The following is a 14387-nucleotide window of genomic DNA, read 5'->3' on the forward strand; positions in this document are numbered from 1 at the left end:
TTGTTGTTTTCGTCCCTTTTTTTATGCAGGTTCGACTATTTTCTTTTCAAAATAAACTTTGATAAAATGAAGATACAATGTGTGAAAGAGACGGCTGAAATGGCTCAGCCGATGGAGGATTAAAACATGACAGACAAAAAGAAATTAGTACTAGTGGATGGAAACAGTCTCGCTTATCGAGCCTTTTTTGCTTTGCCGCTATTATCAAATGATAAAGGCGTCCATACAAATGCCATTTATGGCTTTGCAATGATTTTAATGAAGATGCTCGAGGACGAGAAGCCAACCCATATGCTCGTCGCATTTGATGCGGGGAAAACAACGTTCCGCCACGAGACATTTAAAGAATATAAAGGCGGAAGACAAAAAACGCCGCCAGAGCTATCAGAACAAATGCCGTTTATCCGTGAACTATTAGATGCCTATCAGGTGAAAAGGTACGAGCTTCCTCAATACGAGGCTGACGATATTATCGGGACATTGGCTGTGGAGGCAGAAAAAGACGGCTTTGAAGTGAAAATTTTCTCAGGAGATAAGGACTTAACGCAGCTATCAACAGACCATACGACGGTGGCAATTACGAAAAAAGGCATTACAGAAGTAGAATATTACACACCGGCTCATATTGAAGAAAAATATGGTCTGCGCCCAGATCAAATCATCGATATGAAAGGCTTGATGGGAGATTCCTCAGATAATATCCCAGGGGTGCCCGGTGTAGGGGAAAAAACAGCGATAAAATTGTTAAAGCAGTTTGAAACGGTAGAAAACCTGCTTGAACATATTGACGAAGTCAGTGGTAAAAAACTCAAAGAAAAGCTTGAAGAATATAAAGAGCAAGCGGTGATGAGTAAACAACTCGCAACGATTCTTGTAGAAGCGCCAATTGATGTATCAAGCAAGGATCTCGCATATGAAGGTCCTCATATGGATCAAGTGATCTCTCTTTATAAAGAACTAGGCTTTCAAACGCTGCTAGAGCGTCTAGGAGAAGCACCAGAAACAGGTGAACAGGTCGAAGTTGAAGCATTAGAAGTGAAAAAAATGACCGATGTAACGGATGAAATGCTGACAGATCATGCCGCCCTTGTGGTAGAACAGCTTGGAGATAATTATCATGAAGCGGATTTGATCGGTTTTGCGATCCATAATGAAAACGGTGCATTTTTTATCACGAAAGAAGATGCACTTCAATCAGATGCATTTAAACAATGGGTACAGGATGAAACGAAGAAGAAATGGGTCTTCGATTCAAAAAGAGCAGTTGTCGCTCTCAGATGGCACGATGTCGATCTAAAAGGTGTCGATAACGATGTCCTGCTCGCTTCCTATGTCGTCAATCCTCAGAAATCCTATGAGGACGTCGCAAGTGTGGCGAAGGAATACGGTCTTAACATCGCATTTTCTGATGAAAAAGTGTACGGAAAAGGAGCAAAGCAGGCGATCCCACCTGAAGATGAACTGAAGGAACATCTTGGACGAAAAGCAGCGGCGATCTCTGCTCTGCATGATTTAACACTTGAAGCACTAGAAAAAAATGATCAACATGAACTGTATGAAGACTTAGAGCTGCCGCTTGCCCTCATCTTAGGTGAAATGGAATCACTTGGCGTAAAGGTAGATATTGAGCGCCTAGAGAAGATGGGTGAAGAGTTAGCGAAAAAGCTGAAAGAATATGAGGAAACCATTCACCGCTTAGCAGGTGAAACGTTTAACATCAATTCTCCTAAACAGCTTGGCGTGATTCTTTTTGAAAAGTTAGGTCTGCCGATTATTAAAAAGACAAAAACAGGCTACTCGACATCTGCGGATGTTCTTGAAAAGCTTGAAGATAAGCACGAAATCATTCGGTCTATTCTGCATTACCGCCAAATTGGAAAGCTCCAATCGACCTATGTGGAAGGTTTAATGAAGGTAACGCGCAAGGATACCCATAAAGTGCATACACGATTTAATCAAGCGCTCACGCAAACAGGAAGACTAAGCTCAACAGATCCCAACTTGCAAAACATCCCAATTCGTTTAGAGGAAGGACGGAAGATTCGTCAAGCATTCGTTCCATCAAAAGAAGGCTGGCTTATGTTTGCTGCTGACTATTCACAAATTGAGCTGCGTGTTCTTGCTCATATTTCTCAGGATGAGAATTTGATCGAAGCGTTTACGCAAGATATGGATATTCACACGAAAACAGCGATGGACGTGTTCCATGTCTCAGAAGAAGAAGTGACTTCCTCTATGAGAAGACAAGCCAAGGCTGTCAACTTCGGAATTGTATATGGAATCAGTGACTATGGATTATCTCAAAATCTTGGGATCACAAGAAAAGAAGCAGCTGCCTTTATCGAACGCTATTTAACAAGCTTTAAAGGTGTGAAAACCTATATGGAAGAGATTGTGCAGGAAGCGAAACAAAAAGGATATGTCACGACACTTCTCAAACGCAGACGGTATATCCCGGATATCACCAGCCGCAATTTTAATATCAAAAGCTTTGCGGAAAGAACAGCCATGAACACACCGATCCAAGGCAGTGCAGCTGATATTATTAAAAAAGCCATGATTGATATGGCGCGTAAGTTAAAAGAAGAAAACTTGCAGGCAAATCTTTTATTACAGGTGCACGATGAATTGATCTTCGAAGCGCCGAAAGAAGAAATTGCCATACTCGAAAAAATTGTCCCTGAAGTCATGGAAAATGCACTTCAGCTAGATGTGCCGTTAAAAGTTGATTTTGCTTCAGGCCCATCTTGGTACGACGCAAAATAATAGAGAGAGAAAAAGGAGCGAGGAGCATGCCGGAATTACCAGAAGTTGAAACCGTCCGGCGCACACTCAAGCGGTTAGTCGAAGGAAAAACGATTGAAACGGTCAATATCAAATGGCCGAATATCATCAAACGTCCTGGGGAGCCGGAAGAGTTCGCAAGAAGGATGGTAGGAGAAACGATACAAACCATTGAAAGAAGAGGAAAGTTCCTGCTCTTTCATTTAGACCACTACGTAATGGTCTCCCATTTAAGGATGGAAGGGAAATACCGTGTACATGAAGCGCATGAGCCATACGATAAACATGTACACGTCGTCTTTACTTTTACAGATGGTACTGAGCTTCGGTATCATGATGTGCGTAAATTTGGCACGATGCATTTATTTCAGCCGGGGGAAGAGGAAAAGGAACTCCCGCTCTCACAGCTGGGGTATGAGCCTTTTGATGATCAATTCACTCCGGAATATTTATGGGAGCAATTGAAAAAAACATCTCGTGTGGTCAAAACAGCGCTGCTTGATCAAAAGATTGTCGTGGGACTAGGTAATATTTATGTAGATGAGGTTTTGTTTAAAGCAGGCATTCATCCAGAAACAAAAGCGAATCAGCTCAGCCTTGAATCGTGTAAAGTGCTTCACAGGCATATTATCGATACACTTCAAGTAGCGGTAGATGCAGGAGGAAGCACGATTCGCTCATATATCAATTCACAAGGTGATATTGGAACATTTCAGCTGCAGCTTCTTGTGTATGACCGGCGGGGAGAGCCTTGTCAAACATGCGGAAGCATCATTGAGAAAACAGTAGTCGGAGGGCGCGGCACACATTTTTGTGTAACCTGCCAAAAACGCCCTCAATAAAAATCAGCCATCAGCATGCTTCCTTTTTGCTGTGCATACGATAAAAAACATTCATTTTTCAGCAAGGTGTAGACTGACACACAGCCCACCTGCTCTTCATATAGTGAAGAAGAGTCTAAGGACGCCTAGAGACTCTTGATCATCGTTGCATGAACAGAAAGGAAGAGTTCAGGTATGATTTCGATTTCGCTCCTGTTTTTAGCTATTGCAGTCAGCATTGACAGCTTTTCTGTAGGCTTTACGTATGGACTTCGTAAAATGAAGATTCCATTTAAAGCGATTGTTATTATTGCATGCTGTTCAGGGATTGTGCTGCTCATTTCTATGCTGATTGGCAGCCTGCTGACGACATTCCTCCCTGTCTCAGTGACAGATAAACTTGGTGGAGGCATTTTGATCGCCATTGGACTTTGGGTCCTTTATCAATTTTACAAACCAGCGAAAGAGCGTGATTTGCTACTTCATGAAAAGACATTGCTTAATGTGGAAGTGCAGTCACTTGGTCTTGTCATTCAAATTTTGCGCAAGCCGACAAGTGCAGATATTGACCGTTCTGGGACGATTAATGGAATAGAAGCGGTGCTTCTTGGGATTGCTTTATCCATTGATGCATTTGGCGCAGGGATTGGCGCTGCGATTCTAGGCTTTTCACCAATTGTCATGAGTATCACTGTGGCCGTGATGAGCTCTCTCTTTGTGTGTATAGGGCTTCGTTCCGGTCATTACTTGGCAAATTGGCGCTGGATCGATAAACTTGCATGCTTACCAGGGCTTCTGCTCATTTTAATTGGGGTGTGGAAGCTGTAAAGGAGGAAATCAATTGACGCTTGTCATTGGATTAACAGGCGGGATTGCTAGTGGAAAAAGCACCGTCTCGCAAATGATAAAAGAGCAGGGCATCCGGGTCGTGGACGCAGATGTCATTGCAAAAGAAGCGGTTGCCAAAGGTACACCAGCTCTTCAACAAATCGTTCAAACCTTTGGCGAGGATGTTCTCCTGCCAAATGGGGAGCTGAATCGGCAGCAGCTTGGAGCCATCATTTTTTCTGATGAAGAGAAAAGAAAGCAGCTGAATGCGATTGTTCATCCTGAAGTGAGAAAGGAAATGCTCAAACAGAGAGATGAAGGAGTTAGTCAGCAAGAAACCTTCGTTGTCCTCGATATCCCGCTTTTATTTGAAAGTCAGCTGGAAAGCCTCGTCGACCGCATCATTGTGGTGTATACAACGCCTGAATTGCAGCTGTCGCGGCTCATGAATCGAAATGACCTCAGCGAGGAAGAAGCACTGAATCGTATTCACTCTCAGCAGTCTCTTGAGGAGAAATGTAAAAAAGCAGACCACGTGATAGAGAACACACAAGATCTCGCGTTTATCAGAAAGCAATTGCAGAACATATTAAATGAATGGGAACATACAGATAAGTAAGAGTACATATACGTACTCTTCTTTTTTTATGCTTTATTCTTATTTCCTTTGAAAAGAACAGCCCTTTTTAGAAAATATACGTTTATATACTGGCAATTACATTCTAATGTGATATACTAATTTCATAAATAAATTTATTGAGTATAACACATAATAGAGGAGTGACCTGTTCATGAAGGTAAAAGCAGCGATCAATGGGTTTGGCAGAATTGGACGCATGGTCTTCAGAAAAGCAATGCTTGATGATCAAATTCAAATTGTAGCGGTGAACGCAAGCTATCCTGCCGAAACGCTAGCACATTTAATTAAATATGACACAAATCATGGACGTTACGAATGTGATGTGACTGCAGAAGATGACGCCTTGATTGTAAATGGCAAAAGAGTGCTTTTGCTTAATAATAGAGATCCAAAGCAGCTTCCATGGGGAGAGCTTGGGATTGATATCGTCATTGAAGCAACAGGTAAATTTAATTCAAAAGATCAAGCGATGGGCCATATAGATGCTGGAGCGAAAAAAGTCGTTCTAACAGCTCCAGGTAAAAATGAAGACATTACGATTGTGATGGGTGTCAATGAGGATGATCTTGATCCTGAAAAGCACGTCATTATTTCAAACGCATCTTGTACAACAAACTGTTTAGCACCAGTTGTGAAACTGTTAGATGATGAATTTGGCATCGACAACGGGTTAATGACAACGGTTCATGCTTATACAAATGATCAAAAAAATATCGATAACCCGCATAAGGATCTGCGCCGGGCAAGAGCATGTGCTCAGTCCATTATTCCAACTACGACGGGTGCCGCTAAAGCGCTTTCTTTAGTGCTTCCGCACATGAAAGGGAAATTGCATGGGCTTGCACTCCGCGTGCCGGTTTCCAATGTGTCGATGGTTGATCTTGTTGTAGACTTAAAAAAAGATGTCACAGCAGAAGAAGTCAATGCAGCCTTCTCGAATGCATCTAAAACATCTCTTGCTGGTATTTTAGATTACACAGATGAGCCGCTTGTCTCTACGGACTTTAACACGAACCCTTACTCAGCAGTCGTTGATGGATTGACAACGATGGTAATGGAAGGGAGAAAAGTAAAAGTTCTTGCATGGTATGACAATGAATGGGGTTATTCATGCCGAGTGGTTGACCTTGTGAAATTTGTCGGCGCACAGATGAAAGAGCTGTCTGCTGTTTGAAATGAAGAAGACGATCGTCCCTTTTCAAGAAATGAGAGAAAATCCCACTAAAAACACAGCTTGCAAAATGGGTCTAAACAAAGTATACTATTTTTCGTGAACTTCTTGTTCGCAGACTCATTCGGGTATACTTAAAGGGTTAGGACCTCTTAGGACTAACTTTCCCCCGTGGTATATGTCCGGTCCGGCTGCTTAGAACTTCACTCTTTCATTCTTGTTTAAAGGGGGGTCCATGATGGAAACAATCGGACGTCACGTTATCTCCGAGCTATGGGGATGCGACTGTGATAAACTGAACGACATGGATTTTATTGAAAAAACGTTTGTAAATGCAGCTTTGAAATCAGGAGCTGAGGTAAGAGAGGTTGCTTTTCACAAATTTGCACCTCAAGGAGTAAGTGGAGTTGTCATTATTTCTGAATCTCATCTGACAATTCACAGCTTTCCTGAACATGGTTATGCGAGCATAGATGTTTATACTTGCGGCGACCTAGATCCGAATATTGCAGCAGATCATATCGGAGATGAATTAGGTGCTGAAACAAGAGAAAACATCGAAATTCCTCGAGGCATGGGTCCTGTACAAGTAAAACAGGCACAAGCCAAAGCACTGTAAACATAAAAAAGATTGCAATGGGAGCTGGCCAAAAGCATTAAATGCCTTTGTGTTATGCTCCTTTTTATATTTATTTGAGAAAAAATCCAACATTCCCCAGCTTGTCTATACTTTTGTTCTAGGAAAACAAAGGTTTTTTTTATAAAATAAAGAAAGAGGCATTATGGCAAAGGGGATACGTGTATGATTTTAAGACAAAATTTTAAACGGTTCATGTCAAACCATACAGAAACATCTGACGAGCATCCAGTGTCAGAACTGAAAAGCCATTACTACAAATCGACGAATGCACAAGTTTTTCAAGCGGTGGAAGCCATTCTTTCCCGAAACGATTCCTATCAAGTGACATCTGTTTCAGCAGAACGAGGTGAAATCAGTGCAAACATACGATTGCCGAAAAAAGCCTTTCTCGTGGCGACTGTCATTTCAATTCGTCCTTTTGAAACAGCTGTCGATTTTAATGTGACAACAGAAACGGCCCTGCCAACAGATTTCGGCTATAGTCAGAAAACCGTTCTGTCCCTTTATGATGAACTAGACAAACAACTTCCAAGAATAGATCGGAGCTGATGATATGAAATGTCCCACATGTCAGCACCTTGGCACAAGGGTGCTTGATTCAAGACCAGTAGATGAAGGGAAATCCATCCGTCGTAGAAGAGAGTGCGAAAGCTGTCAATATCGCTTTACGACGTTTGAAAAATTAGAAGAATTACCGCTGATTGTGGTGAAAAAAGAAGGGATTCGAGAAGAATTCAGCCGGGAAAAAATGCTGAGAGGACTTATCAAAGCGTGTGAAAAGCGTCCTGTCGCTTTAAAGCAGCTGGAGGATGTCTGCTTTAATATCGAAAAAGAACTGCGCAATCAAGGCATGTCAGAAGTGAAAAGCGAGCTTGTAGGTGAAATGGTGATGGACGAGCTGGCGAAAATTGATGAAGTGTCTTACGTCAGGTTTGCCTCGGTTTACCGGCAGTTTAAAGACATCAATGTCTTTATTGATGAATTAAAAGATCTATTAAAGAAAGAACGCTAAAAAGAGCTGGAGATTCTTCATGCTCTTTTTCCTGCGTAAAGCGTAAAACGCGAAAAGAGTGTACAATGGAAACAATCGCAATTCATGGGGAGGATCAGCATATGACAGAGCATTGGAAGGAAGTGCTAGCCGTCGATCCGTATGTCGTCAAAAGCGCTTCATTGCTCGGTGACATCGATAGACAGCTCATCACTCTTTTATATCAGCCGCTTATTGGCATGTCCGCTTTTAGCTTATACATGACGCTGTGGGGAGAGCTGGAACAAAATCGTATGTGGGGAAAACCTGCACCTCATCGGCAGCTCATGGTCATGCTGCAGACGAATTTAAATGATATTTTTGAGGAACGTTTAAAGCTTGAAGCAATCGGCTTACTCCGCACATATGAACAGGAAACGGAAGAAGGCAGACTGTTTACATATGAGCTTGTACCGCCGCTAAGACCGGATGAATTTTTCCAAGATGGTATGCTGAATGTCCTGCTGTACCATCGTGTAGAGAAAGCAAAATATATGCAGCTTCGTGATTATTTCTCTTATCCAGGTGTTCCTGCAGAAGCAAAGAACATTTCACGGTCGTTTGAAGAAGTCTTTCACGTATTGCAGCCAGGCGAACGCAAGATGACAGAAGAGATTCATCAGGCGTCATCGCTTGATCAAGGCTATGAATATGTGACCGTTGGATCGAGTCAGCCGGCACCGCTCTCAGACGAATCCTTCGATTTCGATCTATTGTTAGCGGGTATGTCTGACATGATGATTCCAAGAAAGGCTTTGACAAAGCAGGTAAAAGAAACAATTAAGAAGTTAGCCGTTGTATACGGCATCACCCCGCTTCAAATGCAAAATATTGTAGCAGGTGCATGCGGTTCGGATCAAATGATCTCAACAGAAGAGCTGAGAAAAGCAGCAAGAGACTGGTACCAAATTGAATACAGAGGCGAACAGCCAAAGCTGATTGATCAAAAACAGCCAAGACACTTGCGACAAGATGCTTCAAAGACGCCGGCAGCGGATACTCCAGATGCAAAATTGATTGAAAAGCTGGATCATATTTCGCCTAGAGAGCTGCTAAAAGACATGGCAGATGGCATTGAGCCAACATATGCCGACTTAAGAATTGTCGAAGATATCATGCTCGAGCAGCAGCTAGAGCCAGGTGTCATGAATGTTCTCATCTACTATACCTTACTCAAAACAGATATGAAGCTGTCAAAAACATACATGCAAAAAATCGCCGCTCATTGGGTAAGAAAGAAAATCAAAACCGTTGCCGCGGCCATGAAAATTGCCAAAGAAGAGAACAGACAAATGACAGAGTGGGCGCAGCAGAAAAAGCAGCGCAGCACATATGGTTCAGGAAAAGTCGTCAGGGAAGAGAAACTGCCTGACTGGATGAAAGAAACCGAGATGAAAGAACAGCCGGCAAAAGAGCAAACGGACAATCTGTCTACAGAAGACCTCGAACGAGAAAAAGAAAAACTGTTAGATCAGTTTAAAAATATGAAAAAGTACAATGCACATTAAGGTGAGGTGAGATGGGATGAAACCGATCGGTCGTTCATTTGAACAGCTAAAAGGACGAGTAGATTTTCGCGTGAGATACAATCAGATTAAAGAAAGTGTGTTATCTGATGAAGATGTGAAGGCCTTTTTACAGAAGCATCAAGAAGAGATACATGAAGACATGATCAATCGCAGCTTGAACCGGCTCTTTGAATATGTGCAGCAGTCGAAGGGCTGCTCTTACTGCTTAGATGACGAAAACGTCAATGCCATTTTAGATGGGTATCACCCGAAGCTTGTGATCAAAGGTCAGAGTATTGATATTGAATATTCCCCTTGTCCAGTCAAGCTGCGGCTCGATAGACAGAAAAAACAGCAAGAGCTGATGAAAAGCATGTATATTCCGCAAAATGTCCTTCAAGCGACGTTCGCTGATCTGAACGTTGTGGGAAGACAAGAGGTCATCCAAAAAGTAGGTCAATTCCTCCAAAGCTATGATGAGACTGGAAAAGGAAAAGGCTTGTATTTACACGGGAAATTTGGAGTAGGAAAAACGTATATTCTGGCAGCCATTGCGCAGCAGCTAGCGGAGAAAGAATACCCATCTCTCCTTGTTTACGTGCCTGAATTTGTGAGAGAGTTAAAAAATTCGTTAGCTGATCATACGCTAGAAGAAAAGCTGAATATGGTCAAATCCACCCCGATTTTAATGCTTGATGATATTGGAGCAGAATCGATGACAAGCTGGGTGCGGGATGAGCTGCTCGGTACGATCTTACAATACCGTATGGCAGAGCAGCTGCCGACGTTTTTCTCTTCTAATTTCTCACCAAATGAGCTGAAGCATCACTTTACGTACTCACAGCGCGGGGAAAAAGAAGAGGTCAAAGCCGCTCGTTTAATGGAACGGATTCTCTATTTAGCAGAGCCGGTCTTGCTCGAAGGAGAAAATCGCCGTCATTTATAAAAGCGTATGTCACCTGAAGGAGGAGCAAATGAAATGAACAAAAGAAAATGGCTGCTTTTTCTTGTGATTGGCATTCTTGCTGCTGCGTTGTGGTGGCTGAATAAACAGCATCTTCAGCTCGCGCCGAAAGATGTGAAGAATTGGGTGCTTCAATTTGGGATACTGGCTCCCTTTGTTTTTCTTTTCTTATCTCTTTTTCGCCCGTTTGTTCTCGTCCCGATTACAGTCTTTTCGCTGGCAGCAGGTTTGGCATTCGGCAGTGTCCTTGGGACGATTTATGCCCTCATTGGGGCTACAGCCGGGGCAACAGGCTCCTTCATGATTGCTTCAACCTTTCGTGCAAAAAAGAAGGAAACGGCATCAAACAGCCGGAAGCTGAAAGCGGTGACGTCCCGCATTCAGGAGCATGGATTTCTTTATATTTTGTTATTGCGTATTGCACCGATTCATTTTGATTTCGTCAGCTATGCGGCAGCTGCTTCACGTGCAAATTATCGTGCATTTGTGGCAGCCACCTTTTTAGGCTTAATACCGGGTACAATTGCGTTAAATGTTCTCGGTTCAAGCTTTGTCAGCGGCAATTATGCGGCCTTAGTGGTTGTTTGTTTGATTTATTTGATCTTTATCTCCGTTCCACTCATTTTAAAAAGAAAGATGCCTGATTTATTTTAGGCGTCTATTTTTTATGTTCTCCCCATATATATGTAACAGATGTCGTTAGGGGGGACAAACATGCTTGAAATAATCTTTGAAGATGAATATGATACCGCCGCTTTTTTACATCTTGCTGAACACTTGGACAGTCGGCATCACATGTCAATTCAACAAGGGAAAGACCGGCTTCTCATAGAGGCGAAGGAATCAGAAGAAGCACTTGAGCACATTGTGCGGCCATTATTGGTTCACTTTTTTTTGGAATGCAAAGAAAATGAGCGCATGCGCAGCATCCTTGAAAACACCTATTTATTTAAAGATCCTGAAGAGCAGCACCAAATTCTTTCCATCGCTCACAGTATCATGAACGGGGACTTAGATGATATTCCCGGCATTCATCAAGACCCGCCTAGAGAAGCCCTTTTAAAAAAGGAGCTTGAGGCGATTTCTTTACAGCAAGGTGTTTTTTCAATTGGTTCATTTATGACATTTAGGCTGTCAGAATATGATCGAAGGCTGAAGAACTATGTTGAAGTGTCCATTGAAGAATACAAAATGGAGCAAGAGTATCAAAACTTCATTCAATCGCTTCGAGACTATGTGATGGCAAGAGAGCCTAGGCTCGAAAAAGTACATGTTGTGCATCAGGACCGCCTGGTGATTTGGGAATTTCGCTACGCTTCTGAGCGTGATCAAAAACAATACATAGACAGACAGTTTGTAAGAGAGCATCCAATGTATATTGATTCGCAGCTGATTGCACCGCTTGTCTCCATTGCACCGCAAAAAATTGACCTATTTACAAATGATACAGGTCACTCGATGGTGCAAACGATTCAAAATATTTTTCAAGAAAGGGTCGAGGTGTTCCCGTCTCATTCATTCCAAGAGCAGAATGTTCAATTTGTACATGACCATTTCGACAAGAAAAGTGAAAAGCTTTCTTGATTTTCACGAAAAAACGTTTTATAATACGGTGTAACTTCATACAGAGACCGTATTGATAAGGACATGAACAAATGAACACCCGCTTAAAGAGAGGGAAGCCGCGGCTGAAAGCTTCCTAGCAGAGGACCATTTGCTTTACCACCTTTGAACATCAGCTGTGAACTTTTTAGTAATGGCTGACGGGAATTCCCGTTATCGAACCACAAGCCGTATTTGCATATGAAAAGCAAGCTGCAAGTACGGGAAAAAGGGTGGAACCACGATTCCGTTTATTCAACCTCGTCCCTTTCCAGGGGGCGGGGTTTTTATATTGCCAAAAAAAGGAGTGACCAGAGATGTCAGAACAAATTCAACTTACATTTCCAGATGGAGCAGTCAAGGAGTTTGACAAAACAGCTACAACAGAAGACATCGCGGCATCAATTAGCCCGGGCCTAAAGAAAAAAGCACTTGCCGGTAAATTGAACGGTAAAGAAATAGATCTGCGTACGCCGCTATTAGAAAGTGGAACAATCGAGATCATCACAGATAAAAGTGAAGAAGCACTCGACATTATGCGCCACAGCACAGCCCATTTGCTAGCGCAGGCGATCAAACGCCTGTATGGAAAAGAACATCACGTTCAGTTTGGCGTAGGTCCTGTCATCGAAAATGGCTTCTACTATGATGTGGACATCGATGTAGCCATCACACCTGAAGACTTGCCAAAGATTGAAAAAGAAATGAAAAAAATCATTAACAGCAATCTGCCAATTGAGCGAATTGAAGTATCAAGAGAAGAAGCGAAAAAGCGCTTTGAAGCGATTGGTGATGAGTTGAAGCTTGAGCTGTTAGAGGCGATTCCAGAAGGTGAAGCTGTGACGATTTATGAGCAGGGTGAATTCTTTGACCTCTGCCGCGGGATTCACTTGCCGTCTACAGGGAAAATCAAAGAGTTTAAACTGTTAAGCCTTGCAGGTGCATACTGGAGAGGTGACAGTAACAACCAAATGCTTCAGCGTATTTACGGAACAGCTTTCTTCAGCAAAGAAGATTTAAATGAGCATTTACGTCTGCTTGAAGAAGCGAAAGAACGCGATCACCGTAAGCTTGGAAAAGAGCTGAAGCTGTTTGCGAATTCCCAAAAGGTTGGTCAAGGACTTCCGCTTTGGCTGCCAAAAGGCGCAACGATCCGCCGCGTCATTGAGCGTTACATTGTCGATAAAGAAGTGCGTCTTGGCTATGAGCATGTGTACACACCTGTTCTTGCGAATGTTGAATTGTATAAAACATCAGGACACTGGGCGCATTATCAAGAAGACATGTTCCCCGTGATGGAAATGGACAACGAAGATCTTGTTCTTCGTCCGATGAACTGTCCGCACCATATGATGATTTACAAAAATGAGCCGCACAGCTATCGCGAATTGCCAATTCGTATTGCAGAGCTTGGTACAATGCACCGCTATGAAATGTCAGGCGCTTTATCTGGCCTTCAGCGTGTCCGCGGTATGACATTAAACGATGCACACATCTTTGTTCGTCCAGATCAAATCAAAGACGAGTTCATCCGTACAGTTCGCTTAATTGAAGAAGTGTATCAAGACTTTGGCTTGAATGACTACACATTCCGCTTATCTTACCGTGATCCAGAAGATACTGAGAAGTATTTCGATGACGATGCGATGTGGAATAAAGCACAATCGATGCTGAAGGATGCAATGGACGAGCTTGGCCACGATTATTATGAAGCAGAAGGCGAAGCAGCATTTTATGGTCCTAAGCTTGATGTACAAGTGAAGACAGCTCTTGGAAAAGAAGAGACATTATCCACTGTACAGCTTGATTTCTTACTTCCAGAACGCTTCGATCTCACATATATCGGAGAAGATGGAAAGCACCATCGTCCAGTCGTCATTCATAGAGGCGTTGTTTCTACAATGGAACGCTTCGTTGCCTTCTTAATTGAAGAATACAAAGGAGCTCTGCCAACATGGCTGGCACCTGTACAATTCCAAGTCATCCCGGTTTCACCGTCTGTTCATTTAGACTATGCGAAAAAAGTACAAGAACGTTTACAGCTTGAAGGCCTTCGTGTAGAACTTGACAGCCGCGATGAAAAAATTGGGTACAAAATTAGAGAAGCGCAAATGCAAAAGATTCCGTACATGCTTGTTGTCGGAGATCAAGAAGCAGAAAATGGCGCTGTCAATGTTAGAAAATACGGGGAACAAGATTCAGAAACAATGGATCTTGAAGCCTTTGTGAAACATGCAGTAGCAGAAGCAAAAAAATAATAAGCAGCCAGTGATTCTTTTTTAGATCACTGGCTTTTTTCTTTTTGGAAAACTTTCTCCAATAGTGATCCAATTTCTAAAAAGAGACGTTTAGATAGTACAAAAGTAAGGGTAAGTATGTACTATTGGTTTGAGACAAAT

13 protein-coding genes and 1 other annotated feature are annotated in these 14387 nt (G+C 42.5%); all 13 genes read left to right on the forward strand.

Features of this window, described 5'->3' with window-relative positions; translation table 11 throughout:
* The first annotated feature begins 126 nt into the window (after positions 1-126).
* Positions 127-2766, forward strand: coding sequence for a DNA polymerase I (gene polA / locus C9414_RS05660; protein ID WP_041086577.1), 2640 nt, complete (start codon positions 127-129; stop codon positions 2764-2766).
* Between the two features lie 26 nt (positions 2767-2792).
* Entirely contained in the window at positions 2793-3626 is an 834-nt protein-coding gene (gene mutM / locus C9414_RS05665; protein ID WP_107163244.1) for a DNA-formamidopyrimidine glycosylase, read from the forward strand.
* Positions 3627-3800: 174 nt separating this feature from the next.
* The gene (gene ytaF / locus C9414_RS05670) at positions 3801-4433 is read left to right on the forward strand and encodes a sporulation membrane protein YtaF (protein ID WP_034279660.1); all 633 of its coding nucleotides are present in this window, start codon (positions 3801-3803) and stop codon (positions 4431-4433) included.
* 13 nt (positions 4434-4446) lie between these two features.
* Positions 4447-5052 (forward strand): dephospho-CoA kinase, encoded by a 606-nt coding sequence (gene coaE, locus C9414_RS05675; RefSeq protein WP_107163245.1) that lies wholly within the window; start codon positions 4447-4449, stop codon positions 5050-5052.
* 172 nt (positions 5053-5224) lie between these two features.
* Entirely contained in the window at positions 5225-6247 is a 1023-nt protein-coding gene (locus C9414_RS05680; RefSeq protein ID WP_024425707.1) for a glyceraldehyde-3-phosphate dehydrogenase, read from the forward strand.
* Between the two features lie 235 nt (positions 6248-6482).
* Complete coding sequence (gene speD, locus C9414_RS05685; RefSeq protein ID WP_003216492.1) at positions 6483-6863, forward strand: adenosylmethionine decarboxylase; 381 nt, start codon at positions 6483-6485, stop codon at positions 6861-6863.
* 183 nt (positions 6864-7046) lie between these two features.
* On the forward strand, positions 7047-7433 hold the full coding sequence (locus C9414_RS05690) for a hypothetical protein (protein WP_047202651.1): 387 nt from the start codon (positions 7047-7049) through the stop codon (positions 7431-7433).
* A 4-nt stretch (positions 7434-7437) separates the two neighbouring features.
* Positions 7438-7896, forward strand: coding sequence for a transcriptional regulator NrdR (gene nrdR, locus C9414_RS05695; protein WP_003216720.1), 459 nt, complete (start codon positions 7438-7440; stop codon positions 7894-7896).
* A 101-nt stretch (positions 7897-7997) separates the two neighbouring features.
* Positions 7998-9422, forward strand: coding sequence for a replicative helicase loading/DNA remodeling protein DnaB (dnaB, locus tag C9414_RS05700; protein ID WP_107163493.1), 1425 nt, complete (start codon positions 7998-8000; stop codon positions 9420-9422).
* A gap of 16 nt (positions 9423-9438) precedes the next feature.
* Complete coding sequence (gene dnaI, locus C9414_RS05705; RefSeq protein WP_024425710.1) at positions 9439-10368, forward strand: primosomal protein DnaI; 930 nt, start codon at positions 9439-9441, stop codon at positions 10366-10368.
* Between the two features lie 33 nt (positions 10369-10401).
* Positions 10402-11040, forward strand: coding sequence for a TVP38/TMEM64 family protein (locus tag C9414_RS05710; protein ID WP_107163494.1), 639 nt, complete (start codon positions 10402-10404; stop codon positions 11038-11040).
* A gap of 60 nt (positions 11041-11100) precedes the next feature.
* Positions 11101-11970, forward strand: a complete 870-nt coding sequence (ytxC, locus tag C9414_RS05715; RefSeq protein ID WP_107163246.1) for a putative sporulation protein YtxC — start codon at positions 11101-11103, stop codon at positions 11968-11970.
* A gap of 43 nt (positions 11971-12013) precedes the next feature.
* Positions 12014-12260 (forward strand) — a binding site (T-box leader).
* A gap of 45 nt (positions 12261-12305) precedes the next feature.
* Positions 12306-14246 (forward strand): threonine--tRNA ligase, encoded by a 1941-nt coding sequence (gene thrS / locus C9414_RS05725; protein WP_024425713.1) that lies wholly within the window; start codon positions 12306-12308, stop codon positions 14244-14246.
* Positions 14247-14387 lie beyond the last annotated feature (141 nt).

It is taken from the genome of Bacillus sp. Nf3 (genome assembly GCF_003028545.1).
In the GTDB taxonomy this organism is placed as follows: Bacteria; Bacillota; Bacilli; order Bacillales; family Bacillaceae; genus Bacillus; species Bacillus safensis.

Excerpts from the sequence above, each read along its gene's own strand:
- C9414_RS05680 (WP_024425707.1), top strand. The coding sequence starts at position 5,225 with ATGAAGGTAAAAGCAGCGATCAATGGGTTTGGCAGAATTGGACGCATG.
- speD (WP_003216492.1), top strand. The coding sequence starts at position 6,483 with ATGGAAACAATCGGACGTCACGTTATCTCCGAGCTATGGGGATGCGAC.
- ytaF (WP_034279660.1), top strand. The coding sequence starts at position 3,801 with ATGATTTCGATTTCGCTCCTGTTTTTAGCTATTGCAGTCAGCATTGAC.
- dnaB (WP_107163493.1), top strand. The coding sequence starts at position 7,998 with ATGACAGAGCATTGGAAGGAAGTGCTAGCCGTCGATCCGTATGTCGTC.
- ytxC (WP_107163246.1), top strand. The coding sequence starts at position 11,101 with ATGCTTGAAATAATCTTTGAAGATGAATATGATACCGCCGCTTTTTTA.
- C9414_RS05710 (WP_107163494.1), top strand. The coding sequence starts at position 10,402 with ATGAACAAAAGAAAATGGCTGCTTTTTCTTGTGATTGGCATTCTTGCT.
- nrdR (WP_003216720.1), top strand. The coding sequence starts at position 7,438 with ATGAAATGTCCCACATGTCAGCACCTTGGCACAAGGGTGCTTGATTCA.
- C9414_RS05690 (WP_047202651.1), top strand. The coding sequence starts at position 7,047 with ATGATTTTAAGACAAAATTTTAAACGGTTCATGTCAAACCATACAGAA.
- mutM (WP_107163244.1), top strand. The coding sequence starts at position 2,793 with ATGCCGGAATTACCAGAAGTTGAAACCGTCCGGCGCACACTCAAGCGG.
- polA (WP_041086577.1), top strand. The coding sequence starts at position 127 with ATGACAGACAAAAAGAAATTAGTACTAGTGGATGGAAACAGTCTCGCT.
- dnaI (WP_024425710.1), top strand. The coding sequence starts at position 9,439 with ATGAAACCGATCGGTCGTTCATTTGAACAGCTAAAAGGACGAGTAGAT.
- thrS (WP_024425713.1), top strand. The coding sequence starts at position 12,306 with ATGTCAGAACAAATTCAACTTACATTTCCAGATGGAGCAGTCAAGGAG.